The following is a 25,723-nucleotide window of genomic DNA, read 5'->3' as shown; positions in this document are numbered from 1 at the left end:
GGGTTGGGTGTGAAACCCCGACACCCAGTTGGGGAGCCTTGCTCAAGGATGGCTATTCCCTGATCCGCCAAACACCGTGGCTGGTGGTGGGCGGGGCCTGCCGATCATTCTGGCAACACTTGATTCACTTTCGGGCGAAAGCCTACGTGATGTGGTCGACCCGAAATTGAGGAAACAGCGATGACCGATACACTGCTGGAAATCGACCGCCTGAGTGTTGACTACGAAACGGGCCGTGGCGACCTTAAGGCCCTGAGGAACATCACATTCAACGTCAACAAGGGTGAAATTGTTGGTATTGTCGGGAATCCGGATGCGGCAAATCCACCCTGATCTCATCCATCCTGCGCCTGACCGCCCCCAATACGCGGTTCCGTCAAGGTGAGGTTCGTTTCAAAGGGCAGGACCTGTTGAAGGCTTCCGAGCGTCAGATGCGCGACCTGCGCGGTGCAGACATATCCATTGTCTTCCAGGATCCGATGCAAACGCACAATCCGGTTCTGACCATCGGGCAGCAGATGCTGGACATTCAGCATCGCTCAAAGCAGTCAAAGGCGGATAAATTGACCCACGCAGCCAAGATGCTGGGTGCTGTCGGCATCCCCGATCCCGAAGCGCGCCTGAAGCAGTATCCGCATGAGTTCTCAGGTGGGATGCGCCAGCGGATCGCCATAGCAATGGCGTTGATGTCCGAGCCGGACCTCTTGATCGCGGATGAGCCAACCACTGCATTGGACGCCACTCTTGAGGTACAGATCATCGAGCGCCTACAAGAATTACAGCGCGAGTTTCATTGTGCCATTCTGTTTATTTCGCACCATCTGGGCGTGATCGCGGAACTCTGCGACCGGGTGGTGGTGATGTATGCAGGAGCCGTTGTCGAAAGCGGCGATGTGCGTGAGATTTTCCACAACCCTAAACACCCCTATACACGTCGTCTGATCGAATGTGATCCCGGCCACATCAAAGAACGCGCCCGCGTTTTGCCCACCATCCCCGGTGAAGTGCCTGATCTGGCCAACCTGCCCGGGGGGTGCATCTTCGGGACCGTTGCGATCAGGCCATGGCGCTGCGCGACCGATGTGCCGCCACTGGATCAACTGAAAGAAGGCCACCACGCCGCATGCTGGCTGAACCACGAGGAGGTCGCAACATGAGCTTGCTGAATGTCGTGGATCTTAAAACCAGTTATGGACCGGCCAATGTTCTGGCGGGTGTCAGCTTTACCGTAGAACCGGCGAAACTTACGCTCTGGTTGGTGAAAGCGGATCGGGTAAGACGACGGTAATCCGCGCGATTGCGGGTCTTGCGCCTGCACAGGACGGTTCGGTCACATTCGAAGGTCGGGAAATTCGGGCGCGCCGGAAAGCGTCATGCGCCCGCTGCGTAAAGACATGGCGATGATGTTTCAGGACCCGGTCGGTAGCCTGTCGCCCCGCCTGACAATCCGCAGCCTGATCACCGAACCCTATCGCATTCAGGGTATGAAAGATCGCGATCTGGATGCCGAGGCCAAGCGCCTATTGGAAATGGTGAACCTGCCCGCGCATTTTGCCGATCGCTATCCCTATCAGCTGTCAGGAGGTCAGGCCCGGCGCGTGGGCGTCGCGCGCCCGGCGCTGGAACCCAAGCTGATCCTTGCGGATGAGCCGACTGCCGGTCTTGATGTCTCGGTTCAGGGTGAGTTGCTGAACCTGCTCAACGAACTGCGTGAAAGGCTGGGGCTGGCGATGGTCATCATCACGCACAACCTCAGCGTCGTGCGTCACGTGGCCGACAGAATGGGCATCATGTATCTGGGCCGTTTGGTCGAGGAGGGCACAACCGAAACGATCTTCAACAACCCGCGCCATCCCTACACCCGCTGCCTTCTGAGCGCCAACCCCGAGCCGGACCCGGATGCGCGATTGGAACGGATCGCCCTCAAAGGGGAGCCTCCCAGCCTGCTGAAGCGGCCATCTGGCTGTGAGTTTCGCGAGCGCCCCTTGCCAGAGACATTTGCACCCAAACCCCGGAATGGGAAGTAAAGGGCGGCCATGGGCTGCGTTGTCTGGCCCCGCTGTCGTAACTAGGAAATCCAATGCCAAGCACACTCTACTTCAACGGCACCATCCTGACTATGGATGCGCAGAACTCTTCACCAGAGGCGGTGCTGACTGACGGCAACAGAATTCAGGCAGTGGGGGCCGAGGCTGAGTTGCGCGCCCGCATGCCTTCGGATGCGCACGAGCATGATCTGAAGGGTCGTACCCTGATGCCCGCCTTTATCGACCCACACGGGCACTTTCCCGATCCCGGCTTTGTTAAGCTGTTCCGTGTCGATCTGTCTTCGCCGCCTTTAGGGGATTGCAGAGACATGTCACAGGCGTTGGACAGGCTTCACGAAAAGGCGAGTGCAACACCCGAGGGTGAATGGGTCATGGGGGTGTCCTTTGACAATACGTCCATTCTGGAAGGTCGAATGCCCACACGGGCCGAACTGGACGGCGTGTCACAACGCCATCCAATCTGGGTCATTCACGCGTCGGGTCATAATGGCGTGGCAAATTCTCTCGCGCTGGAAAGACGCGGGATAACTCGTGAAACTCCTGATCCAAAGGGGGGCCGTTATGGCCGCGATCCGGAAACCGGAGCACTGACCGGATTGATGGAAGGGCTGTCGGCCATGGGTGAAATGGGCGATACTGATTTCCTGATTGACCGCGACCGGTTTTGGCGGGGTTTTGACGCCTGCCGCAGCGAATACCTGGCCCATGGTGTGACCTATGCCCAAAATGCCTGGGCATCGCAGCCCATGCTGGACCACTTCGCCAGCCTGCCTGCGGATCAGGATCCGGGAATTGACATCGAGCTTTTGCCCGTCGGAGATCTGGAGCCAGAGTTATCTTCGCGTTGGATTGGAACGAGCTGGCCGGGCAACCCGCATTTTCGCTGGGTCCGCGCAAACTGTTTACGGACGGGGCCTTTCAGTTACAGACCGCGTATTTGTCTGCTCCATATTTCAAACCTGCCAGCCCTGATAATCCTTGTGGAATGACCTATACCTCGCAAGAGCAGCTGGTTGCGGATGTAGAAAAGCTCCACAGTCAGGGCTTGCAGATTCACTGCCACTGCAATGGCGATGCCGGTGCCGAGATGTTCATAGATGCGGTGGAAAAGGCGCTTGTTGCACACCCGCGCCAGGATCATCGACATACCATTATCCATGGCCAGGTTCTGAGGGATGACCAATTGGAGCGTATGGCCCGGCTTGGTCTGACCGTCAGCTTCTTTCCCGCCCATGTCTTCTTTTGGGGGGATCGTCATTACGATACTTTCCTGGGACCCGAGCGAGCCGAACGGATATCGCCGGCGGCGTCAGCCGAACGGTATGGCGTGCGATACACGATCCACAACGACGCCTCGGTCACACCGACGCGTCCAATCCATCTTGCCCATTGCGCGGTGAACCGAAAATCCGCTTCTGGCCGTGTGCTTGGCGAGGATCAGAAGATCAGCGTTATTTCAGCCCTGGGCCCAAACCATCGAAGCCGCTTGGCAGGTGTTCAAGGAAGATCAACGCGGATCCATAGAACCGGGTAAAATTGCAGATTTTGTTGTTCTTTCGCGCAATCCACTGCACGACCCGGACCGCCTGTCAGACACTGTCGTGCTTGAAACCATCCGCTATGGCGAAAGGGTTTTTTCCGCTGTGTGTACTGAACAAGAGTTTGAGCACGCATAATGGCGACCAAGCGTATTGTGATCGCGGGGTTCCAACATGAAACCAACTGTTTCGGTGTAACGAAAGCTGGGATGCCTGAGTTTGAGATGGCGGATTCCTGGCCGGGAATGCTGCATGGTTCACAGGTTCTTCTGGAAACCGGGGGCATGAACCTTCCGATCGCGGGTTTCACCGCCGCGGCACAGGCAACGGGATTTGATGTCATTCCCGTTTTGTGGTGCTCTGCCGAACCGTCCGCCCATGTCACCGATCATGCATTCGAAACGATCTGCGGGATGCTGTTGGACGGAATATGGGGCGCAGGCCAGATTGACGGTGTCTATCTTGATCTGCACGGAGCTATGGTCTCCGAAAGCCTTGCTGACGGTGAAGGAGAGCTTTGCGTCGCGTTCGTGAAACTGTGGGTCCAGACGTTCCAGTGGTCGCAAGTTTGGACCTTCATGCCAACATTTCCACCGAAATGGTCAAACACTCAGACTACCTGTCGATTTTTCGCACTTACCCACATTTGGATATGGCGGAAGCGGGTGCACGATGCGTTCCAGTCTTGCGTCGCCTGCTGGCGGGTGAAACCCTATACAAAACGTTCCAACCGGTGCCTTACCTGATCCCCCTGCATGCGCAACACACGGGTTCTGCGCCGATCAGTGATATCTATCAATTGCCTGTCAGGTTTGAACAGCAAGGCATTCTGGCAGAGATCGCTCTTGGTTTTACGGCGGCGGATTATCCTGACACCGGACCATCCTGCCTTGCTTATGCCTTGACTGCTGAAAAAGCGGCTGCCGCTGCCAAAGAGATTGTCAGCATGTTCCTGTCCCGTGAGGCCAATCTTGAATGTAAGATGTTGTCTTTGGAAGAGGCCGTTTCCACATGTCGTCAAAGGCGCGAAAAACCCATCGTTCTAGCCGATGTTCAGGACAATCCGGGCGCAGGCGGAACGTCAGATACAACGGGGCTGCTGGCCGCTTTGATTGAGGGCGGGGTAAAAAACGTTCTGATGGGTCTGTTCCATGATCCGGAAAGTGCCATTCAGGCCCATGCGGCAGGAGGGCGCACGGATCATTTTGGCTATCGGCGCAAAGTCGAACCTGGCCGGACATGTTCCATTCAGGGCAGAGTTTGAAGTGCTTTCCTTAAGTGATGGCACATGCCGCTATACCGGTGAAATGTATGGCGGCGGAACAGCTACGCTTGGCAAGACAGCTGCGCTTCGCTTGGTTGGACACGACGCCGAGATCGACCTTGTCGTCACAAGCATACGAAACCAATGCTGGATCGCGCACATTTCACACATATCGGGTTAAACCCTCTGAGTTATTCGGTGATCTGCGTCAAAAGCACAGCGCATTTCCGGGCGGATTTCGAACCAATTGCAAGCCATGTATGCGGTCGCTGCGCCTGGGTTTTCCTCTGCGACCTTGAAAGGTCCCTTATTCTTGTATCAACAGAAGGTTGGCCAACTGTCGCCATACCTCCTTTGACGTGACGTGAAACGAAAGTTTGTTGACGTGCGATACGCCCCAATGGATTCAAATATCTCAACCCCGAAGAGTCAGCCTTGAGCCGTCCACATAAACCTGACCCCAATTGGATCTTGAATACGATTCCCTGAGGCCAGTCGGCCAAAATGCATCTTCATACACCAGTTGACCCACGTCTCTCTCAGAGCTTGTTACAACGCAAAGGCAACTTGCACATCACTGAATCGTTTCTTCGGCATAGATACACTTCTCTCGCACCAGAAATGTATCCGAGGCAATCGCAGCGCGATCAGCATCTCCTACTGAGCGGGGTCAACATTACCAAAAGAAGCTGTCATCCTCCAGCAAGGATGCAATTGTCAGGTTGGCATCCTCTTCTGGCACATTGTCTGTGGCTTCTTGCCACACAGCTTCCAGGATGGTTGTCGAAGGCCCGTAAATGTTGTTTTTCACGCAAGAGACAACCAATCCATAGATATCTTCCTCATTCTGGAAGGTGGGCAAGTCTGGCACGAATTCCAGATAGTCGACATCTTCGTCCCATTCGGAGGACCTCGGCCACCGTCACGGTATTGTTTTCCGGTGCCAACAAAGCGCTCAGTTTTGGTTGAGCAGGACCGATGGTCCCATTTCCATCAATATCGTGACTGTAGAAGGTTTCGACATCCACAACATTGGCGATGCTAACACCGCCTTGGTATTGCCCCGAAGCATCCGTGGTCCATTCAGCATATGACCCGTTCGCATTTTGCCACAGCACCTTGTAGCCACCGCCCGAGGCTTCGGCCTGAAGCGCCTGCCAGCCCGGCAGGCTGTCTGGCCCAATAGCATTGCCGTTATACGTCAGGTTGACGGTACCGTTGATCAGGTACTCACCGCGGGTTGAAGACGCGAGTGTGGTCGACCCGCTGGTCTCGATATTGGTTATGGCGTGGCCGGTCTGGCCGTCATTGTTCAGATCAACACCATAAAAGGTTTCGACATCCACAACATTGGCGATGCTAACACCGCCTTGGTATTGCCCCGAAGCATCCGTGGTCCATTCAGCATATGACCCGTTCGCATTTTGCCACAGCACCTTGTAGCCACCGCCCGAGGCTTCGGCCTGAAGCGCCTGCCAGCCCGGCAGGCTGTCTGGCCCAATAGCATTGCCGTTATACGTCAGGTTGACGGTACCGTTGATCAGGTACTCACCGCGGGTTGAAGACGCGAGTGTGGTCGACCCGCTGGTCTCGATATTGGTTATGGCGTGGCCGGTCTGGCCGTCATTGTTCAGATCAACACCATAAAAGGCTTCGACATCCACAACATTGGCGATGCTAACACCGCCTTGGTATTGCCCGAGGCATCCGTGGTCCATTCAGCATATGACCCGTTCGCATTTTGCCACAGCACCTTGTAGCCACCGCCCGAGGCTTCGGCCTGAAGCGCCTGCCAGCCCGGCAGGCTGTCTGGCCCAATTGTATTGCCATTATACGTCAGGTTGATGGTACCGTTGATCAGGTACTCACCGCGGGTTGAAGACGCGAGTGTTATCGACCCGCTGGTCTCGATATTGGTTATGGCGTGGCCGGTCTGGCCGTCATTGTTCAGATCAACACCATAAAAGGCCTCGACATCCACGACATTGGCGATGCCGGTCCCGCTAACATATTGCCCCGAGGCATCCGTGGTCCATTCAGCATATGACCCGTTCGCATTTTGCCACAGCACCTTGTAGCCACCGCCCGAGGCTTCGGCCTGAAGCGCCTGCCAGCCCGGCAGGCTGTCTGGCCCAATTGTATTGCCATTATACGTCAGGTTGATGGTACCGTTGATCAGGTACTCACCGCGGGTTGAAGACGCGAGTGTTATCGACCCGCTGGTCTCGATATTGGTTATGGCGTGGCCGGTCTGGCCGTCATTGTTCAGATCAACACCATAAAAGGCCTCGACATCCACGACATTGGCGATGCCGGTCCCGCTAACATATTGCCCCGAGGCATCCGTGGTCCATTCAGCATATGACCCGTTCGCATTTTGCCACAGCACCTTGTAGCCACCGCCCGAGGCTTCGGCCTGAAGCGCCTGCCAGCCCGCTAGCGAGTTCTGCCCAATAGACTGGCCACCATAAATCAAAGCAATGTTCGAACTTCCACCATCCAGCACATAAAGCCCTTGGCTGGCATGTTGTAACGTCGTTCCCTGTGTATCAATATCTGAAAGCTGCATTGCAGACTTGATATTCGACCGGGTATACTGCTGTAACCCGTCAAGAAACTGGACCAACTCTACGTCGTCTGCAATGGTGAAAGTTGTGCGCGAGACGACGTCCAAAAACTCGTACAAAACGCCGTTTTCAAAGAATAAATAGTTACTTATCGCGCTGACAAATCTGACAGTGTCTGTGCCGGTTCCACCTGTAAACGTGCCTGCGTTGCTCTGCACAACAGCCAGATCATTGCCCTGGTCCCCAAAGACCTGGTCAGCGCCGGTACCTTGGGCCACAAAAATGATATCGTTGCCTTGGCCGCCATAGATGGTGTTGTTATTGCTTCCGTTGGACAGCGAGTGAATGGTGTCGTTTCCGTCGTTCCCGCGCAAGACGTTCTGAGCGGTATTGCCGACAATAGTATCAGCACCCGATCCGCCAGACGCGTTTTCAATCACAACGCCATGCGCGATTGTGAAACCACCTTTTATTCCAGCCGCATGCGAAATCAGCCCACCTCCGGTGACGGAATAGTCCAATGTGGCGGCCCGGAGATCTATGTGTGCGTTCGAACTGCCAACATGTTGTATTGTGTCAATCCCGCCAGTATCCCAAATGGCCTGATACCCAGTTCCTGCGACGTTTGCAGAGGGAAGTGTAGGTATTGCCCCGGAATTATATGAAGTATTCGCCCCATACATGGCCTGCAACGCGGCAATATCCAAAGCCCCAAGCCCCGTTGAACCACCGTACGTTGCGTTAAAGTGTAGCCCCCCGTTTTGTGAAGTCCATCCATCGTTATACGACATCACAGTGTAGACACCCTGATTGAGGCCCGCCGCCCCAAACGAGTCGAATGGCGACGTTACACCGCTCAACACGGTTGTACCCAATCCGGTGTCATGAGGATGCCCCAACCCAAGGGCGTGACCTAATTCATGGACCAAAGTAGTAAAGAAAACCCGCCCGGATCACCGTTTCCGTTGAAAGAAGCAGTCCAGTATGACGTGTTGAACGCTCCATAGGATGTCCCGCTCGATGGCGAATAGTGAAATCCGAGAGTTCGCGGGTTTTCAAAGAATGAAGAAGGCGCGAGAACCTCAACCAAGTCAGCGGAACCGGAGGTGACTTCGACAAAAGTAATGTTTGCAACGGCTTCTATTGCGGCCAGCGCCGCACGGAACTCCGCCTTATACTCTGATGACCAAGCCTGCGTATCAGAGAAGTGCCCGAAACTGTAGGAAATCACCGTCGTGGTCGACGGATTCCCGTCACCATATGCATAGGTGCCCTGGATAGAGCTGAGCGGAGAACTTACGGACGGTCTGGGGATTGTTGTAACGGTGGCCATTATTCTGTCTTAGAAATTAGGTGTTATTGATTGCGCTGAAACTGCTCGAACAAAGTGTTCTTTTTGGGGCAAACGCGTACTGGAGTGTCTCCTGCAAACTACATTATCAACGGCTATTCAAGAGTTACATTCTAGAGGAACAGACCCATTTTTATTAAGCGCATACATGAATAAGAATATTTCAAAAACCGGTCGGATAGCGTGCATAGGCCGACTTAATACACGCAAAATTGATTTTCCTGGCGGTCCATACCAACGACAGTTTTGAGCACCTGTAGTGACAGAAGCAAAGGCGCGCGGATCTTTTCTTTAGTCCCGAGTCGTAATTCTTCTCAGATCCCAAAAGTTTGGTTCGAACAAGGTGCCTTTCGTTTGGGGTTTCGAACCCAAGCGCGCGCCTGCAGAAAGGGCCCAATTACCCTGAGGGTAAGGCCCTGGCTGTGACGTCCAACACCGCCGCTCATGTGCGAAGCAAAGCCTTGCCATGGGTCAGACCATTCACCTTCTCCAGGATAGCGTCCGCGTCAATGCAATGGTGCCGATAGAGGTCGCCAATTGTCCCTGTCTGACCAAAATGTTCGACCCCCAATGGGATGGTCTGATGTCCCTGTACGGCACCCAGCCAAGACAATGTCGCGGGGTGTCCGTCGATCACGGTAACCAGCTTGCAGTGGCACGGCAGACCGGACATCAAAGTTTCGATGTGGGACCGAGCCTCCTGATTGCCGCGCGAACGCGCCCGTTGCGCTGCCGTCCACCCAGCGTTTAGCCGGTCTGCCGAAGTCACCGCCAGCACTCCAATGTCTTTGCGTCCTTCGCCCATCACGCCAGCGGCTTTGATCGCTTCGGGTGCAACGGCCCCCTGATAAGCGATTACGACCTCGCAATTCGGGCCCGGCTTCCGCAGCCAGTATGCACCATCTATGGCACCTTGACGGAACTCATCGCCCACGCGTTTGCCAGGCTGTTCAATCGGGTTTGTCGTCAAGCGCAGATAAACCGAACCGCCTGTTTCGTCACGCAGCCGGTGCGTTCGTCCGGTTGCCCTTCGCCATCACGCTGCAGGTAGTCAAAGGCCCACTCCATGATCACCGCCAGTTCATCAGCAAAGGCTGGCTCAAAGGCCGCCAGCCCGTCCTGGCTCATCCCGATCAAAGGTGTGCCAATGGATTGATGCGCGCCGCCTTCTGGGGCCAGCGTTATGCCCGAAGGCGTGCCGACCAGCATAAAGCGCGCATCCTGATAACAAGCATAATTGAGCGCATCGAGGCCACGGCTGACAAAGGGTCATACACAGTGCCGATCGGGATAAGCCGCTTGCCGAACAGGGAATGCGAAGGCCCGCAGCGCCCAAAAGCAACAAGAGGTTCATCTCGGCAATACCAAGCTCGATATGTTGCCCTTCGGGAGTAAATTCCCATCTTGCCGTCGAGGGGATACGATGTTCAATAAAAGCGTCGGCTTGCTCGGATCTGGCAAACAGTTTGCGCCGGTTAACCCACGGGCCAAGGTTTGTTGTGCCTGTGACATCAGGGGACGTCGTCAGGATACGCTCGGCCAATTGGCTGTCGCCCTTCGACAAGTCATCCAAAATCTTGCCGAAAGCCATTTGGGTCGAGATTTCGCGGCTTGTGTCGATGTCAATTGATGGAACATCCAGCTTGCCATCGAAATAGCGTCGCGGACCTTTTGCAAAGAAGGGAACTTTCGACAGAAAATCTTTCAACGCCTCTGGGTCCGGCACTGCCGAGAGAGGTTCCCATTCCTTGCCGGCAGGCACGCCCATATGTTCTTGCCACGCGACGAACTGGCTGTTGTTCATCAGTCCGCCGTGGTTGTCCTTGTGGCCCGCAATTGGCGTGCCCCATCCCTTGACAGTGTAGGCCAGGAAACAGGTAGGGCGGTCATGTTCGATTGCATCAAAGGTTTGGGCCATGGTCTCGACGCAGTTGCCGCCGAGGTTTTCCATCAATGCAGCGAGTTCGGCATCTGTGCGCCGTTCGATCAGCGCCGTCACATCCCCCTGATCCCCAAGATCGTCCATGAGGCGCTTTCGCCAAACCTCGCCACCCATGAACGTCAGGGCCGAGTATTCCTGGTTCGAGCAGGCATCAATCCAGTCTCGCAGCCGATCACCGCCAGGTTCCTTGAAGGCCGCGCGCTGCAGGACACCATGCTTCACGCGCACAACATCCCATCCAAAGGCATCAAAGATTTTCTCGATCCGTTCGAACAAACCTTCACGAACGATGCCGTCGAGCGACTGCCGATTGTAGTCGATAATCCACCACGTGTTGCGCAGGCCGTTTTTCCAGCCTTCCTGCAATGCTTCGTATACGTTGCCTTCATCCAGTTCAGCGTCGCCTACAAGCGCCACCATGCGCCCCATCGGGGCATCTGCCCCCCAGTTTTTGGCCTTGACGTAGTCCTGAATGATCGAAGCAAACGAGGTGATCGCGACACCCAAACCTACCGAACCTGTCGAAAAGTCGACATCATCGATATCCTTTGTCCGGCTGGGATAGCTTTGCCGCCAAACCCGCGAAAGTTCTCCATCTTCTCGCGGGTCTGGTTGCCCAGGTACTGCATCGCGTGGAAAACCGGTGACGCATGAGGCTTGACCGCAACCCGATCTTCGGGACGCAAAGCCGAGAAGTAGAGCGCCGTCATGATCGAAACCATCGACGCGGACGACGCTTGATGACCACCAACCTTGATCCCATCCACCTTGGGACGGATATGGTTGGCATGGTGGATCATCCAATGCGACAACCACAGCAAACGCTGTTCGACGATTTTCAACAGCTTGGGATCATTCGGCATGGTGGTCTCCGGGTTCATGCGGCACTGCGGGCAGGGTAGGGCAGAGCTTGCTCCAAATCCGCAAGGATGTCATCAACGTCTTCCAGCCCGACGGAAAGACGGATCAGACCGTCGCTGATCCCATGTTCTGCCCGTTCTTCCGCAGTATAAGTCGAATGAGTCATGGATGCCGGGTGCTGGATCAGGGTTTCTGCATCCCCCAAGGACACGGCGCGTTGGATCATGTTCAGGCGGTTCATGAACTCGATGCCACCGGACAGGCCAGACTTGATTTCAAAGGCGATCATGGCCCCCGGCTGCGACATCTGGCGTTGTGCGACATCGTGCTGGGCAAAACTCTCAAGCCCCGGGAAATAAACCTCACTGACGGCCGGGTGTGCCTGAAGGTAATCGGCGACAACCTTGGCGGACGCACAGTGGCGATCCAGTCGCAGGTTCAGTGTCTTCAGTCCACGCAGGATCAGCATTGCGTTGAAAGGTGCCATCACTGCGCCTGTCATGTCCTTCATGCCGACAAGCCGGATCTCAGAAATCTGCTCGGCGGTTCCGACCACAAGACCCGCGACCACATCGCCATGCCCGCCCAGATATTTGGTGGCGGAGTGCAGGACGATATCCGCGCCGTGCTCGATCGGGCGGGTCAGATATGGGCTGGCATATGTATTGTCGACCACAACCTGTGCACCGACAGAATGTGCAATCTCTGAACTGGCAGCGATATCCACCAAGCGCATGTTTGGATTGGCTGGGGTTTCAAAATAGACGACGCGGGTTTTTTCGGAAACAGCGGCTTTCAGGTTCGCAGGGTCCGTCATGTCGACATGGGTAATAGTGACACCCCATTTTGCCAGACCGTGGCGCATGAAAGCGAATGTGCAGCCGTAGAGCGTCTTGTCGACAATGACTTCGTCACCTGGCGACAGCAGGGTCCAAAGTACGGCGGTAATTGCACCCATCCCGCTGGACAGTGCAAGTCCAGCCTCGGCACCTTCCAGCACGGCAATACGCTTTTCAAGAAGGTCACAAGTAGGGTTCGATATCCGACTATAGATATGACCTGCGCGCTCGCCAGAAAACATTTCACCGCCGGCCTCTGCGGTTTCGAAGGAGAAGGTTGAGGTCAAGTGGAGGGGCGGGGTCAGCGCACCATCGTTTTCAGATGGGTTGTAGGCATGATGAATGGCGCGAGTGGCAAATCCGGTTGTGTGGGTCACGGTGAGCTCCTGATCTAAGTTGTTACCACTTTGCGCCTTTACTTTGAGCAATGGGTTGCAAATAATGCCACGTTAATGGTGAATATTGGCATATTATGCTAAAACAGGAGAGAAAATGGACGCCAAAGACAGGCAGATCATTCGAGCATTGCAGCGGGACGGGCGTATGACGAACCAGAATCTTGCTGATGAGGTCAATCTGTCTCCTTCGCCGTGTCTGCGACGGGTCAAAAACCTTGAGGCCAGCGGTGTCATCAAGGGATACAGTGCCGATGTGGACGCTGCTGCATACGGGATGGCGATAACTGTCTTTGTCCGCATCCGGCTTGAGCGGCACAATGAAACAGATGTGCAGAAATTCGAAAAACGCGTTCGAATGATCGATGAAGTTTTAGAATGCCATGCTGACCGGCGCAATGGATTACCAGTTGCGGGTATTGGTATCGGACCTCGAAGCATACGAAGACTTTATTCGAAACCGAATTCACCCGATCGGCGGAATAGCTTCGATCGACACCAGCTTTGTTTATGGAACAGTCAAGAAAACATCGGTTTTTCCAGCCTGAGAAAGTTTAAATTCTCGAAAGTGACCCTTAATATTGAGTTCCAGATTGTTAGGATGCGGTAGAACCGGATTCGAGTTTCCGAGACTATGGGTATTCGCCGTTAGAAAATTCGCCGACTAGATGCAGCCCTGTAAAAGCAACATAATCATTGTTACGCGCGCATTCTGCAAGTCAACGCTGCCCGTTCGCTCTGCCAAAAATACGCTTTACTTCAAAATCTTAAGGTCGGGTTACGACAAAATCCGGCACGATCGCTGCTTGTTTGATCGCTTCCTCGACATCATGCCCGGCGAAGAACCCAAAATCCGAGACAAGTGCGGAAGCCACTCCGGCATGACGCGCGCCCAGAATGTCAGTATGCAGACTGTCACCTACCATCAGAACGCGGGATTTGTCGACGGGCCCAAGTCGCTGAAAGGCAAGATCATAGATATTGCCGAAAGGCTTCCATAAAACTGCGGGGCTACACCCGTTCGGTCGGCCAAACGGTGCGCGAAAAGACCGGGCTCTTTGGAAAGCCGTACTCGCGTGGGGCAACGATGTCCGGGTTGCCTACCAATACCGGGCGGGGTCGGCTTAGCAATGCCGCCTCCAACATCGCCTGCCGGGTTTCGGTCCAGGCGGCTGACCCGATCATCAGAAAACCATCAACAGTTTCGTAGGGTTGCGGGTCATCCTCCAGATAGGTTAGTTTCAAATCTTCCAAATCGCGCAGCCCGGCGCTGGGTGTCGCCATCAAACCCCAGTGCAGCTCATGTTGACCATTCAGCCCGGACAGCAACGTAGCCCGACTGGTAATCACATCCTGCGGCGCGAAGTCATATCCCAGCCTGGTGTATTTCTCCAACAGCGTGGCATGAGGAAACCCTGCGGCATTCGAAACCACCAGGACACGTTTGCCCGCATCCGTCAGTGACTTGATCCGTTCAGGCGTTTCGGGGATTGCTGTTTCTCCGATATTGAGAACCCCGAACGCATCCAGAAGAAATACGTCAAACTCATCCATAACTTCGAAAAGGGTCTCGATACGACGATAATTCACGTCGTTCGGTTCAATATCTGGAAGGCGGTGCCGGACGGCTTCGTAAGCCTTAAATGCCTCCTGCGCTGAGAATCCGGTCAAATGATCGCTCCTCGTACTTTTGCCGAAACCCACTCGCTGATCATGACTGCAAGAAGAATTACTATCAGGATAAGGCTGACTTGCGGCCACGCCAGAACATTAAGCGAGGCCGAAAGCTGCAACCCGATACCGCCGGCACCAACCAGCCCAAGCACAGTGGACTCGCGAATGTTGATGTCCCAACGAAAGACTGCAATTCCGGCAAAAGCAGGCAGGATTTGCGGAACAATCCCATACGCCATGACTTGCCACCGCGAAGCACCGGTGGCTGTGATCGCCTCGACCTGACCGTGATCAATCTCTTCAATCGCTTCATAAAGAAGTTTGGCGCAGAACCCGATTGAACGGATGGCGATCGCTATGACACCGGCAAACACACCCGGTCCAATGATAGCGATCAATAGCAGCGCCCAGATCAGCGAGTTGATTGAGCGGGTCGAAACAATGACCAACAAGGCAATGGGGCGGATGAACAACGCCGACGGGGTAGTGTTGCGGGCCGCCAAAAAGGCAACCGGCACAGCCATGCACAGAGCGATGATCGTGCCCAGAGTAGCAATGTTCAGGGTATCCCAGATCGGGGGTCCCAACTGGGTGATATAGTCCCATTTGGGTGGCGTTGCGCGGGTCCAGATATCGTTGGCGATACGGGGCGCATCCCAGACGAAAAACCAGGTTGTCGATTGCGAAATGAGCTGCCAACAGTAGACAAAAACCGCTACTCCCAGAAGCCATCCAAACCAGCGAACCAGGCTTTGGCCGGTCGTCCGCCTGCGCCAGATTTGTGTATCGTCGCGTTCAAGAACCGGCATTACTGAACCCTCGCGCGGATAATTCCCGAAAGGTATTCGAGGGCCATGACGATCCCGATGATAAGGATCAGAATGGCGGCGGCAGTGTCGTATTCATATCGATCAAACGCGGTGTTCAGTGTCGCGCCAATGCCGCCTGCCCCCACCAGCCCGAGAATAGCGCTTTCCCGGAAATTGATGTCGATCCGGTACATGGAAAGACCCACAAGCCTAGGCATGATCTGAGGCTGAACCCCGTAGTTGATCCATTGCAGCCATCGTGCACCAGAGGCCTGAATCGCCTCAGCCTGAACTTTGTCCATCGCCTCGATATCTTCGGCCAAAAGCTTGGAAAGAAACCCAATGGTTGCGAAAGACAGCGTCAAAAATCCTGCCAGCGGGCCAAAGCCAAAGATGGCCACAAGCAAAATGGCAACGATAATTTCCTGCAATGCCCGGCTTAACGCGACAATGCCGCGGCACATTATGTAGATTGGCAACGGGGCGATATTACGTGCAGCCCCCAATCCAATCGGGATCGAAATCAGGATACCGACAACCGACGCGGCCACGGTCATCACAATGCTTTCCAGAAGGCCGGCCCAGATATCTGACCACCGTGAAATGAAATCCGGGCTGGTAAAGGCAAGGACGAACGCCCATCCCCTGTCCAGTCCCTCATAGACCCTGCCCCAATCAACATCGATGGTCATGAAAGCCGCAATCAGGTAAGCGAAGAACCCAAGTATCAATGCCCTGCGCAGCAACGTGTTTTTAATAAAGGCCGGTTTGCGCCAACCTTTTCCCAGCATGTCGTCAAGTTCTCGATGGCTCATTCTGCAGCCTCGACATCTTCATCCTCATCCACTTTTTCGATGGTCGCTTCCCAATCTTCCTCACCGTAAATCTCGGTCAGCTTTTCCGGGTGAGCCCTGTTGGAAGACCATCAAACACGATTTCTCCAAAGCGGAGGCCCACGACACGGGGAACGAACATCTGGGCTAGTGCCACGTCATGGATGTTGATGATGGCTGCCAGCCCGCGCTCCTGACACAGCTCGGTAATCAGCCGCATGATCTGACGACTGGTCTTCGGATCCAGCGACGCGGTCGGTTCATCGACCAGCAACAACTTTGGGTTCTGGATCAGGGCGCGGCAGATACCGACCCTTTGGCGTTGACCACCCGACAACTCGTCCGCGCGTTTGTCAGCCATATGCAACAGCCCCACCCGGTCCAGCAGGCGGAAAGCCTCGTCCACATCCGACTGCGGATACCGCCGTAGAAAACTGCGCCAGAATCCGACATACCCCAACCGACCGGACAATACGTTTTCCATCACTGTGAGGCGTTCGACCAGAGCATATTCCTGAAAGATCATACCCATTTCGCGGCGTGCTTTCCGCAACGCACCCGACCCGAGTTTGGTCAGGTCCATGTCATCCAGAAGAACACCGCCGCTTGTGGGTTCAACCAAGCGGTTGATGCAACGGATCATGGTCGATTTTCCCGCGCCCGAGGGTCCAATCAGTGCAAGCACCTGCCCTTTGGGTACCTCAAGATCGATGGCCTTCAGTGCCTGATCTCCGGTCTTGTAGGTTTTCGTCAGCTTTTGAAGACGCAGCATAAATTGCCCCCGATTAGGGTGATTAGCGGGCCTTTTCAGGCCCGCTGGATTAAGCAAGACTTATTGGCAGGCGTAGGAGACGCCGTTTGCCGCGTCAATTTTGCGAATGACGTCCCAGAATTCCGTAAGTCATCTCAAGAAATTGGCCTTCGTTCGACTTGGAAAACTCCGCTTCAAGCGTCGTCCCTTCCCACTCGAAGTTGAAGAAAGCATTGCGGATTTTCTCCTGCAATTCGGGCGTCAGGTTGTAGACAGTGCCAAATCCGGTGGTTGGGAAGGTCTGCGATTTGTAAATCGTAACAACATCTTCCTCCTTGATCACATCCCGCAAAATCATCCGTGCCTTTACCGAATTTGCAATCGATGCCGCTGGATAGTCCTTGTTCGCCACACCAAGGATCGAGTTGTCGTGCTTTCCCGAATAGACGGGTTCGAAGTCGCGATCGGGCAGAAGATCAAAGTCACTTTTCAGGATCGCCGACGGTGCTTTGAAGCCCGAGTTGGACGTGGGTGACGTGAAGGCAAGTTGCTTACCTTTGATATCCTCAACCTTTTCGATGCCCGAGCCTGGGTAGGTGATGATCTCCATTTCATAACCGAAGTTACCGTCTTTTGAGGCCATAATCGTAAACGGTCGGAACCCGGCACAGTTTACTGCCAGTGGGTTGGACCCGGTGTTGAAGCCCGCAATATGCAGGCGTCCCGACCGCATCGCCTCGATCTGGGCGGCGTTGTTTTGGACCGGAAAAAAGACCACGTCCTTGCCTGTCTCAGCCTTCAGATGCTCTAGAAAGTCAGACCACGCGGTTTTGTATACGGCTGGGTCTTCGACCGGTGTATAGGCAAAAATCAGGGTGTCAGGATCAATTAGCTGGGAAGAATCTGTGGGGATATCCGCAATCAAATCCCCATCGACGTCGCAAAACCGCTCGTCCAGATCACCCTCGGGCAATCTTGCGCCGAAGCTGTCCCGGAAAGCGACATGAGCGCAATTGCCGATGCCCCAACCAATAATCTGATGTCTATCTTCATGTTTTCCTCCCAGTCATGCGCGGTCTTTTTGCAGTCCGCTGTTCGTCATTCATTTCAGTGTTTACGGGGCGACAAGAATATCAACCTCGGCACCGTTGATCGCGTTAAGCAACTCTCCTGTTGGTTTCGTGTCGGAAACTATGGAATCCAGGTTGGTCAGGTCTCCGACCTGAGACAGGCCTTTACGGCCAAATTTCCTGAATCGATTAAAAGATGTCGATTTGCTGCGCGCGTCAGCATCATTCTTTTGACAGCCGCAAAGCCGCGCACGGTTTCTGAAGGGCCTTCGACCGAAAAACCTGACGAGCCGATCATGCATCTGTCGACATTGAACCGAGACAGGAATTCCAGCGTTTCGGTTCCAATCGTCGCAGATTCGGTTGCCAGATATTCTCCTGGACAAAGCAGAACCTCGGCAGCCCCATGGCCGAGGGTCATTGCCACCGGGATTGAATTCGTAATCACTGTGCAAGGAGTGCCGAGATAGGCCAATGCACGGGCCATTTCGATTGTGGTCGAACCGGAATCGATCATGACCGTTTCACCATCACGAACCAGTCCCGCCGCGCTGATACCTATGCGTTCGCGCTCCTCAATCCGCGCGTTGGCTCGCTCGTCCAGACCTGGATAATGCCCTTGTGCCGGGGCAGATGCTCCTCCGTGCGCGCGTGCGATCAGGCCGTCATTCGACAGGGCGTCAAAATCCCTGCGCACCGTCTCGTTGGAGACGTTGAAACGCTGGGCCAATTCATTGATGCGAACGTGCGGGCGAAGCTTCAACTCCAGCAGTATTTGCTGGCGCCGGTCGGATTTTTTTACCCTACCCCGTCCCTTCTCAATCGTTTTGGCACGTATCTTCGTTTTGGACATCCAACAACCCAATCAGGTTTCAAACCCCACTTTTGTGGGATTTCGGGCATAATGCAATAATTTTTGTTGCATAACCCTCAGTAGGTTGTGACAATTCGGAAGAGTCCAAAGCGCAAGGCAAGAATGTGTGAATTGAACCGTTTCATAGTGAAAACCCAAGAACCACCGTTAACGACTGAAGGTTATTCTGGGTGCGCTATTGATACCGTGTCATTGAGGGCAGCATGAGCGACGGCAACATAACAGACCAGATTGCAGCACTTCCGATGCGCTGGGACAGGGATGGAAAACTACGCGTTCTGATGGTGACTTCGCGCGATACTGGGCGGTGGGTCATCCCAAAGGTTGGTTGATGGAAGGAAAGAAACCTTGGCATGCCGCCGAAATTGAAGCTCTGGAAGAAGCAGGTGCAGTCGGGGCAATCTCGAAACAGCCGATTGGCCAATTTTTCTACGACAAGCGCTTTGAGGGCGCGAATAGCGTTCGCTGCCGCGTTACCCTCTATCCCATGGTCGTTGAAAAACTGAAGCGGCGTTGGAAAGAACGGGAAGAACGGACGCGTCACTGGTTTTCACCGGGGAAAGCGGCAAAGCTGGTGGAAGAAAGAGATCTGTCAAGTTTTCTGAGAAATCTGACGGGCAATCAGAACGCCCAGTCTGTCATTAACAAGCTACGAAAAGCTGGATGAGAAAGCGCCTGACAAAACAAAAGATACTGGTGCACGATAACCAAAGGGAGGAATGATAATGAAAAAACTTACATCCACGGCCGTCGGGTCGCTGATTGCAATAGCCGCATCTGTGTCGGCAGCGCAGGCAGACAAGCTGACACTCTATTGCTCGGCGCAGGAAGACTGGTGCCAACTCATGGCGCGCAGTTTCGAAGATGCAACGGGCATCGACGTCAACATGACGCGTAAGTCGTCAGGCGAAACCTTTGCCCAGATTCGCCGAAAGCTCGAACCCGAAAGGAGACGTTTGGTGGGGCGGCACGGGTGATCCGCATTGCAGGCCGCCGAAGAGGGCCTGACAATGGAATACATGTCGCAAATGCGCGACCAGCTTCATGATTGGGCAATTTCCCAAGCCGAAAGTGCCGGAAACAGAACGATCGGCATTTATTCCGGCGCACTTGGGTATGGCTATAACGCAGACCTGCTGGCGGCCAATAACCTACCCGAACCCGCCTGTTGGAAAGACCTGCTAAAGCCTGAATACAAGGGTCACGTTCAGATGGCCAACCCGAACTCGTCTGGTACGGCCTATACAACGCTGGCCTCGATGGTGCAGATCTTTGGCGAGGATGAAGGTTTTGAGTTCATGAAAGGCCTGCATTCGAATATCAACCAGTATACAAAATCCGGATCTGCACCAATCAAAGCAGCCGGTCGAGGCGAGAACACGATTGGCATCGTCTTCATGCATGATGCGGTAAAGCAGGCTGTATCGGGTTTCCCGATCAAGGTAGTCGCGCCTTGTGAGGGTACGGGATACGAAATTGGCTCGATGTCCATTATTGAAGGCGCCCGCAACGAGGAAGAGGCGAAGAAGTTCTATGACTGGGCGCTGTCGCCCGAGGCGCAGAACCTTGCTCTTCAGGTCAGCGCGTTTCAGGTGCCATCGAACAAGAGCGCAGAAACGTCGGAAAGCGCGCCTGACATGAGTCAGATCAAGCTGATCGACTATGACTTCAAAAAGTATGGTTCCTCAGACGAACGGAAGCGTCTGTTGCAGAAATGGGACGAAGAGGTTTCGGTTCTGCCGCAGTAAATGGCCAACCATATTACAAAAAAGACCCGTCCGGTTCTGATCTTTTGGGTCATCGCCGGGTGGGTCGGGTTTTGCCTGCTGCCGTGGTATATGGTTGACGGCGGCCTGTGGTCATTCGAATGGCTTTTTGACGGCTACCCGTTTGACGAAGATTATGCCCCGCTGCATTCCTGATCGCACAGGGTGAAGCTTTGGCTTGCCCCACTGTTGATCGCTCTGACCTTACCCCTTCTGGTGCTGAAGCGAGCCAAGTCTGACCCCCTGCCCGGGTTCTGATCCTTTCCGGTGCGCTCGGCTTCGGCTGGTTGATCGCACAGGGATTCGGGATTGGCATCAGGGGTTTCAATTTCAATTGGTTGGACGCCTATTTTGGCGAACTTGGTGATCGCCAATTCGGTATGGGCTATGGCGCAATGATTTGCGCTTCAAGCTTTCTGTTCCTGTTGACCCAAGGCATTGCGGCAAGAGGTGCCATCAACGGTGACGTCTTTGTTGTTAGTGCGATTGGCGGTGTGATTACCATCGTCACCGTCTTTGTTTTTTTTCCGATCGCCAAGATGCTGTTCGCTGCCTTTGTCACTGAAGATGGCGCATATTCCATTGCTGTCTTCTTTTCAAAGTTCTTTGATGCCCGGCTTTGGGGGTTGGGGTGTTTTTATGGTGCCAGATGCGGCGCGGCATGGAACTCGCTGTTTCTTGCCATCCTGGTTGGCTTCGTCACGACTGCCCTGGGTTTGTGCTTTGCACTGGTCGTGAGCCGCTCGGGTTTCCGCTACAAACGCGTGCTGCGGGCTTTGACTGTTCTTCCGATCATCACCCCGCCATTTGTGATTGGCCTCGCGCTGATCCTGCTTTTTGGTCTGTCAGGCTCGGTCACACGGTTCGTCGCCGAGCTGTTCGGCACGCAGCCAACGCGCTGGCTGCGGATGCCGGCGCCGCACACCTTTTCACGCCCATTGCATTCCTCGTTCTTATCGGCGTGGTGGAAGGCGTCTCGCCATCTATGGAGGAAGCCCAGACTCCGCGCCAGCAGATGGCAAACGTTCAGGACAGTGTCCCTCCCTGATGCGCCCCGGTCTTGCCAATGCATTTCTTTGGGCTTCATCGGCGCCGACTTCGGAAACCCGCTTGGGTGGGAATTTCGACGTTCTATCGACCGATTTTCTTTGCCATCGTCGGGGCGCAATATGACCAAGGACGGGCCGCCGTTCTGGCCATGGTATTGCTGTTTTTTACTCTTTCGGCCTTTTACGCACAGCGTGTTTGGCTGGGCAAGAAAAGCTATACCACCGTAACAGGCAAAGGCGACGCAGGCGTGCACCCTTTGATGCCTACGGGTCTTTCTGTTCCAGTGCTGGTAATCGCTCTTGGCTGGGCGGTGTTCACGATCATTGTCTATGCAATGATCATCTACGGCAGTGTGGTCGAGCTTTCAATAACTCCCTGACCCTAAAACACTACGTCACGGCATTCTCTGTTCGATTTGAAGAAGAGGGCATTCGTTGGACCGGCGCCGCGTGGGACAGCTTCTGGACTACCATAACCATTGCGGCGATTGCTGCGCCTCTGACGGCAGCGGTTGGGTTGGTCACGGCTTACCTATTGACCCGGCAAAGCTTTGCGGGAAAGAACGCTTTCGAGTTTGGGACCATGCTGTCCTTTGCAATCCCCGGTACGGTGATTGGTGTCAGCTATATTCTTGCCTTCAACGTTCCGCCCATCGAGATAACCGGCACAGGCGTTATCCTTGTTATCAGCTTCATATTCCGCAACATGCCGGTTGGGGTCCGTGCGGGCATCGCCAGCATGTCGCAACTTGACCGCAGTCTCGATGAATCCTCGCTGACCCTTGGTGCAAACTCGTGGCAGACATTTCGTCGTGTCATTCTGCCGCTGCTACGTCCCGCGATACTTGCCGCGCTTGTTTACAGTTTTGTCCGCGCGATGACGGCGATCTCGGCTGTGATTCTGGTCAGTGCCGAATACGACATGGCAACCAGCTATATCATCGGGCGGGTCGAGAATAACGACTATGGTCTCGCCATTGCGTATTCGACGACGCTGATCTTCGTGATGCTGGCAGCGGTCGGTTTATTGCAAATTCTCGTCGGTCGGGTCCAGATCGGTCGGCGCACACAGAACACAACGGAGACACCTCATGACCGACAACAAAATCGGTTCCAAGGCCGCCCCGGTATTATTTGAGAAAGTGTCGAAAGTGTTCGGCAAAAACGTTGTGGCTGTTGATAACATTAACCTTCATGTCGAAGGGAAAACTGGTCACGCTGCTTGGTCCGTCAGGCTGTGGGAAAACAACGACGTTGCGCATGATCGCCGGGTTAGAGATGGCAAGCTCTGGCAAGATTATGATTGGCAACCGGGACGTCACCAAACTGCCCGCAACAGACCGCGACGTATCAATGGTGTTTCAATCATACGCGCTGTTTCCCCACATGAGCGTGCTGGAGAACGTGATGTACGGCCTCACATTCTCGGGCTTTGCCAAGGATGAGGCTCGCAGCCGCGCCTTGCATGGCTTGCAATTGGTAGGGCTCAAGGGGTTCGACAATCGCCTTCCTCCGAACTCTCGGGTGGTCAGCAACAACGTGTCGCCGCGCGAGCGCTGGTTCTAGAACCACAGGTTCTGCTGTTTGACGAGCCGCTATCCAACCTTGATGCCAAGCTGCGACGCCAGGTGCGCGAGGATATCCGGGCCATTCAGCAAGACCTTGGATTGACGGTTGTCTATGTCACCCACGATCAGGAAGAGGCCCGCCGTCTCGGACGAGATCGTTGTGATGCGGAACGCCGCGATCGCTCAGATGGGTACACCTCGCGAGCTTTATGATGCCCCGAATGACCGGTTTGTTGCCGATTTCATAGGCGAGGCAAACCTGCTCAACTGTCAGATCGTTGCAACCGACGGTGATGCTGCAACAATCGAGATCGAAGGTTACCGTCACACTCTGCCGCGTCGGGGTTTGACCAATGGGCCCGCGACCATCGCTGTACGACCCTCGCGCCTTGTGATTGGTTCTGATGACGGCATCGCCGCTACAGTGGCCAAGGCAACCTTGTTGGTGTGCGGATGGAATACACACTGACCGGCGCATTTGGCCAGGTTTTTGCGGTCCACGATGATGTTGATGCACCGCTTGCACCGGGTACCGAAATCAGGATGGGGTTTGCGGGCAAAGGGCCGGTACTTCTGCCTGACTAGATGCCGAATTTACTGATCATCACTCACCCCGAGGTCGTTATTGATCCGGATACCCCCATTACGGAATGGGGTCTGAGCACGACAGGTCGCCGGCGCGCCGCATCCTTTGCCGCCAGTGAAGTTATGGCCAATGTCAGCCATATCTGGGCCAGCAGCGAACGAAAGGCTCGTGACACTGAGATTCTGGCCGCGCCCTTGGGGTTGCCTCTAAATATCCACCCGGAACTTGGCGAGAATGATCGGAGTACCACTGGTTTCCTTCCACGGGAAAAGTTCGAGGCGGCCGCGGACGCATTCTTTGCCCAGCCGGATATTAGCTTTCGCGGTTGGGAAACTGCGGCCGACGCGCAGAGGCGCATTCACCGGGCAGTCTTGGAAATCACTCGTGCCCATGGCACCGGAGACCTCGCCATCGTTACACATGGTGCGGTCGGGACATTGTTGTGGTGTGAGCTTTCCGGGATTCCGATTGACCGCCAGTACGATCAACCGTCACAAGGCCATTATTGGCAGACAAGTCTGACAACTTTGCAACCTAATTCCACTTGGTTGCCAATGGCCTAGACGTTAAGCCCCCCAAGCGTTCTCTGCGATTTCCAACAAACTTTCAAATACATCTGGTGTACCGACGATCACGCGCCCACCGTCGCGGATCATCGCGTCGGCGTCTTGATCTTCGACAACACCGCCCGCTTCTGCAACCAACAATTGCCCAGCCAGACAATCCCAGGCGTTCATGTGTTCTTCCACATAACCCAGAAGTCGCCCGGCTGCGACATAGGCCAATGACAATGCACCGCTGGCGTTTCTGTGAAACATGGAACCGCGCTCGATCAGTTCTGCAACCACCGGCACGACGTGGCGAGTTTCGATCCGGTTCGAATACCCCACAGAAACCGTCCCATCCCGAAGAGCAACCCCAGAGGCCACGTGTATCGGTGAACCGTTCAGTGTCGCGCCCTCTCCGCGTGTTGCCACAAAGGTTTCATCCATACTCGGATCCCGGATCACACCCACCGCAGTGTGCCCTTCGGTGACACCGGCCAGAACAATCGTCCATACGGGTATGCCATTGACGAAATTCGTAGTTCCATCAATTGGATCAATCACCCAGTCAAAACCGCTCTTGCCTGTGGCAGCGCCGTGTTCTTCGCCAAATATCCCATCCTGCGGCCAAGCATCCATGATCTTTTGACGAATGAAGGCTTCGACGTTTTTGTCCGCGTCGCTCACCCAGTCCTGAGCACCTTTTTGATCGATAACCAGATTACTCCTGTCCAAGAAGTATTTCTCGGCTATCACCCCAGCTTCTTCACAGACCGCGATGGCAAAATCTCTGCGTTCCGAAAGACGATTCATGGCCTGTCCTTTTGTGTTTGTGTATCTAAGGCCAACATTGCGGTCCAAGCGGAAGGCTTGCAATGACTGAGTTGCAGCACCGTTCAATTCAATTCATGCCGCCTCGAGGTTGCCGAGCAAAATGGACGTCATATCGGCGGTTATCACCCCGTCTATGGCTACAACATCCATTCCAGTCTGATAATCAACGTTGCTTTTTGTAACTCCCGACAAATCCGCATCTGAATCCAAGAAGACCCATTGAGGTTCATGCGCAGTGGTTTTCCCAACAGCCACCTGCAAAATCGCCAGTGCATCCAGGGCATTGATGGTTCCATCTTGATTGATATCCGCTGCGATTAGGTTTTCCGCATCGGCGGGCCCCCATGTCGGATCGAGGCCAACCGAAATGCGCAACACTTGTAAAGCGTCCATTGCGTCGATCTCTTTGCTTGCCGTCGAATAGTGCTTGATGATGTCCAGTCTTCCGGGGAACGTGCCATCCGGAAGGTCCAAGTCAAATTGTCCCTGATCGTCAGCCGTGACAGATACCGTGCCACCGCCGATCGGAGTAATCAATCTCCGCATCCGACAATCCGGG

At 54.7% G+C, this 25,723-nt stretch carries 21 protein-coding genes and 9 pseudogenes; 15 read left to right on the top strand and 15 right to left on the bottom strand.

Going from position 1 to position 25,723, the window contains the following annotated elements; translation table 11 throughout:
- The first annotated feature begins 180 nt into the window (after positions 1-180).
- The 8 genes and pseudogenes from ACR3E2_RS17330 to ACR3E2_RS17295 all read left to right on the top strand — a co-directional run bounded on the left by ACR3E2_RS17330 (position 181) and on the right by ACR3E2_RS17295 (position 5,213).
- Positions 181-333, top strand: a complete 153-nt coding sequence (locus ACR3E2_RS17330) for a hypothetical protein (RefSeq protein WP_480492829.1) — start codon at positions 181-183, stop codon at positions 331-333.
- Positions 330-1,157, top strand: a complete 828-nt coding sequence (locus ACR3E2_RS17325; protein ID WP_480492913.1) for an ABC transporter ATP-binding protein — start codon at positions 330-332, stop codon at positions 1,155-1,157. Before ACR3E2_RS17330 ends, ACR3E2_RS17325 begins: the two co-directional genes overlap by 4 nt.
- Positions 1,154-1,288, top strand: a complete 135-nt coding sequence (locus ACR3E2_RS17320) for a hypothetical protein (RefSeq protein WP_480492828.1) — start codon at positions 1,154-1,156, stop codon at positions 1,286-1,288. The genes ACR3E2_RS17325 and ACR3E2_RS17320 overlap by 4 nt, the downstream gene beginning before the upstream one ends.
- Positions 1,252-1,404 carry an ATP-binding cassette domain-containing protein gene (locus ACR3E2_RS17315; RefSeq protein ID WP_480492911.1) on the top strand — a complete coding sequence of 51 codons (153 nt, stop codon included), beginning with the start codon at positions 1,252-1,254 and terminating at the stop codon, positions 1,402-1,404. Before ACR3E2_RS17320 ends, ACR3E2_RS17315 begins: the two co-directional genes overlap by 37 nt.
- A complete protein-coding gene (locus ACR3E2_RS17310; protein WP_480492827.1) occupies positions 1,374-2,027 on the top strand; it encodes an oligopeptide/dipeptide ABC transporter ATP-binding protein in 654 nt (217 codons plus the stop codon). Before ACR3E2_RS17315 ends, ACR3E2_RS17310 begins: the two co-directional genes overlap by 31 nt.
- Before the next feature lie 53 nt (positions 2,028-2,080).
- On the top strand, positions 2,081-3,037 hold the full coding sequence (locus ACR3E2_RS17305; protein WP_480492826.1) for an amidohydrolase family protein: 957 nt from the start codon (positions 2,081-2,083) through the stop codon (positions 3,035-3,037).
- Positions 2,932-3,724, top strand: a pseudogene (locus tag ACR3E2_RS17300) (amidohydrolase). The gene ACR3E2_RS17305 and the pseudogene ACR3E2_RS17300 overlap by 106 nt, the downstream one beginning before the upstream one ends.
- Positions 3,724-5,213: pseudogene (locus tag ACR3E2_RS17295) on the top strand (M81 family metallopeptidase). Before ACR3E2_RS17300 ends, ACR3E2_RS17295 begins: the two co-directional pseudogenes overlap by 1 nt.
- A gap of 313 nt (positions 5,214-5,526) precedes the next feature.
- On the opposite strand, the gene ACR3E2_RS17290 reads toward ACR3E2_RS17295, so the two are convergent.
- From ACR3E2_RS17290 to ACR3E2_RS17265, 6 genes and pseudogenes are all read right to left on the bottom strand, one after another.
- Positions 5,527-5,661: a hypothetical protein gene (locus ACR3E2_RS17290; RefSeq protein WP_480492825.1), complete on the bottom strand. Its 135-nt coding sequence runs from the start codon at positions 5,659-5,661 to the stop codon at positions 5,527-5,529.
- Between the two features lie 31 nt (positions 5,662-5,692).
- Positions 5,693-6,568 (bottom strand): hypothetical protein, encoded by an 876-nt coding sequence (locus tag ACR3E2_RS17285; protein WP_480492824.1) that lies wholly within the window; start codon positions 6,566-6,568, stop codon positions 5,693-5,695.
- A complete protein-coding gene (locus ACR3E2_RS17280; protein ID WP_480492823.1) occupies positions 6,481-8,346 on the bottom strand; it encodes a M10 family metallopeptidase C-terminal domain-containing protein in 1,866 nt (621 codons plus the stop codon). Before ACR3E2_RS17280 ends, ACR3E2_RS17285 begins: the two co-directional genes overlap by 88 nt.
- Entirely contained in the window at positions 8,331-8,750 is a 420-nt protein-coding gene (locus ACR3E2_RS17275; protein WP_480492822.1) for a hypothetical protein, read from the bottom strand. Before ACR3E2_RS17275 ends, ACR3E2_RS17280 begins: the two co-directional genes overlap by 16 nt.
- 460 nt (positions 8,751-9,210) lie before the next feature.
- Positions 9,211-11,573 (bottom strand): annotated as a pseudogene (locus ACR3E2_RS17270) (transketolase).
- Between the two features lie 14 nt (positions 11,574-11,587).
- Positions 11,588-12,787: a methionine gamma-lyase gene (locus ACR3E2_RS17265; protein WP_480483734.1), complete on the bottom strand. Its 1,200-nt coding sequence runs from the start codon at positions 12,785-12,787 to the stop codon at positions 11,588-11,590.
- Positions 12,788-12,902: 115 nt separating this feature from the next.
- Between ACR3E2_RS17265 and ACR3E2_RS17260 the strand changes: the two are divergent.
- Positions 12,903-13,353: pseudogene (locus ACR3E2_RS17260) on the top strand (Lrp/AsnC family transcriptional regulator).
- A gap of 219 nt (positions 13,354-13,572) precedes the next feature.
- On the opposite strand, the gene ACR3E2_RS17255 reads toward ACR3E2_RS17260, so the two are convergent.
- The 7 genes and pseudogenes from ACR3E2_RS17255 to ACR3E2_RS17225 all read right to left on the bottom strand — a co-directional run bounded on the left by ACR3E2_RS17255 (position 13,573) and on the right by ACR3E2_RS17225 (position 18,795).
- Positions 13,573-13,890 carry an HAD-IA family hydrolase gene (locus ACR3E2_RS17255; RefSeq protein WP_480492821.1) on the bottom strand — a complete coding sequence of 106 codons (318 nt, stop codon included), beginning with the start codon at positions 13,888-13,890 and terminating at the stop codon, positions 13,573-13,575.
- Positions 13,817-14,476: a hypothetical protein gene (locus tag ACR3E2_RS17250; RefSeq protein WP_480492820.1), complete on the bottom strand. Its 660-nt coding sequence runs from the start codon at positions 14,474-14,476 to the stop codon at positions 13,817-13,819. Before ACR3E2_RS17250 ends, ACR3E2_RS17255 begins: the two co-directional genes overlap by 74 nt.
- On the bottom strand, positions 14,473-15,288 hold the full coding sequence (gene phnE, locus ACR3E2_RS17245) for a phosphonate ABC transporter, permease protein PhnE (RefSeq protein WP_480483731.1): 816 nt from the start codon (positions 15,286-15,288) through the stop codon (positions 14,473-14,475). Before phnE (ACR3E2_RS17245) ends, ACR3E2_RS17250 begins: the two co-directional genes overlap by 4 nt.
- Positions 15,288-16,103 (bottom strand): phosphonate ABC transporter, permease protein PhnE, encoded by an 816-nt coding sequence (gene phnE / locus ACR3E2_RS17240; protein ID WP_209507091.1) that lies wholly within the window; start codon positions 16,101-16,103, stop codon positions 15,288-15,290. Before phnE (ACR3E2_RS17240) ends, phnE (ACR3E2_RS17245) begins: the two co-directional genes overlap by 1 nt.
- Positions 16,100-16,893 (bottom strand): annotated as a pseudogene (phnC, locus tag ACR3E2_RS17235) (phosphonate ABC transporter ATP-binding protein). The gene phnE (ACR3E2_RS17240) and the pseudogene phnC overlap by 4 nt, the downstream one beginning before the upstream one ends.
- Positions 16,894-16,953: 60 nt before the next feature.
- Positions 16,954-17,925, bottom strand: a pseudogene (phnD, locus tag ACR3E2_RS17230) (phosphate/phosphite/phosphonate ABC transporter substrate-binding protein).
- Positions 17,926-18,081: 156 nt separating this feature from the next.
- The gene (locus ACR3E2_RS17225) at positions 18,082-18,795 is read right to left on the bottom strand and encodes a DeoR/GlpR family DNA-binding transcription regulator (protein WP_480492819.1); all 714 of its coding nucleotides are present in this window, start codon (positions 18,793-18,795) and stop codon (positions 18,082-18,084) included.
- Between the two features lie 224 nt (positions 18,796-19,019).
- Between ACR3E2_RS17225 and ACR3E2_RS17220 the strand changes: the two genes are divergently transcribed.
- From ACR3E2_RS17220 to ACR3E2_RS17195, 6 genes and pseudogenes are all read left to right on the top strand, one after another.
- Complete coding sequence (locus ACR3E2_RS17220) at positions 19,020-19,148, top strand: hypothetical protein (RefSeq protein WP_480492818.1); 129 nt, start codon at positions 19,020-19,022, stop codon at positions 19,146-19,148.
- Positions 19,148-19,483, top strand: coding sequence for an NUDIX hydrolase (locus tag ACR3E2_RS17215; protein WP_480492817.1), 336 nt, complete (start codon positions 19,148-19,150; stop codon positions 19,481-19,483). The genes ACR3E2_RS17220 and ACR3E2_RS17215 overlap by 1 nt, the downstream gene beginning before the upstream one ends.
- Before the next feature lie 58 nt (positions 19,484-19,541).
- Positions 19,542-20,564 (top strand): annotated as a pseudogene (locus ACR3E2_RS17210) (ABC transporter substrate-binding protein).
- A pseudogene (locus ACR3E2_RS17205) lies at positions 20,565-22,769 on the top strand (ABC transporter permease).
- Positions 22,723-23,784, top strand: a pseudogene (locus ACR3E2_RS17200) (ABC transporter ATP-binding protein). The pseudogenes ACR3E2_RS17205 and ACR3E2_RS17200 overlap by 47 nt, the downstream one beginning before the upstream one ends.
- A complete protein-coding gene (locus ACR3E2_RS17195) occupies positions 23,785-24,348 on the top strand; it encodes a histidine phosphatase family protein (protein WP_480492816.1) in 564 nt (187 codons plus the stop codon).
- Positions 24,349-24,351: 3 nt separating this feature from the next.
- On the opposite strand, the gene ACR3E2_RS17190 is transcribed toward ACR3E2_RS17195, so the two are convergent.
- Together ACR3E2_RS17190 and ACR3E2_RS17185 are read right to left on the bottom strand one after the other, a co-directional pair.
- Positions 24,352-25,143, bottom strand: a complete 792-nt coding sequence (locus tag ACR3E2_RS17190; RefSeq protein WP_480483723.1) for an inositol monophosphatase family protein — start codon at positions 25,141-25,143, stop codon at positions 24,352-24,354.
- A 93-nt stretch (positions 25,144-25,236) separates the two neighbouring features.
- A partial coding sequence (locus ACR3E2_RS17185; RefSeq protein WP_480492815.1) for a dockerin type I domain-containing protein occupies positions 25,237-25,723 on the bottom strand: 487 nt, incomplete at its 5' end.

The sequence above is a fragment of the Ruegeria sp. AL7 genome (assembly GCF_056536105.1).
The sequence above is the reverse complement of the archived record's forward strand: the minus strand, read 5'-3'. Positions and strand labels throughout refer to the sequence as shown.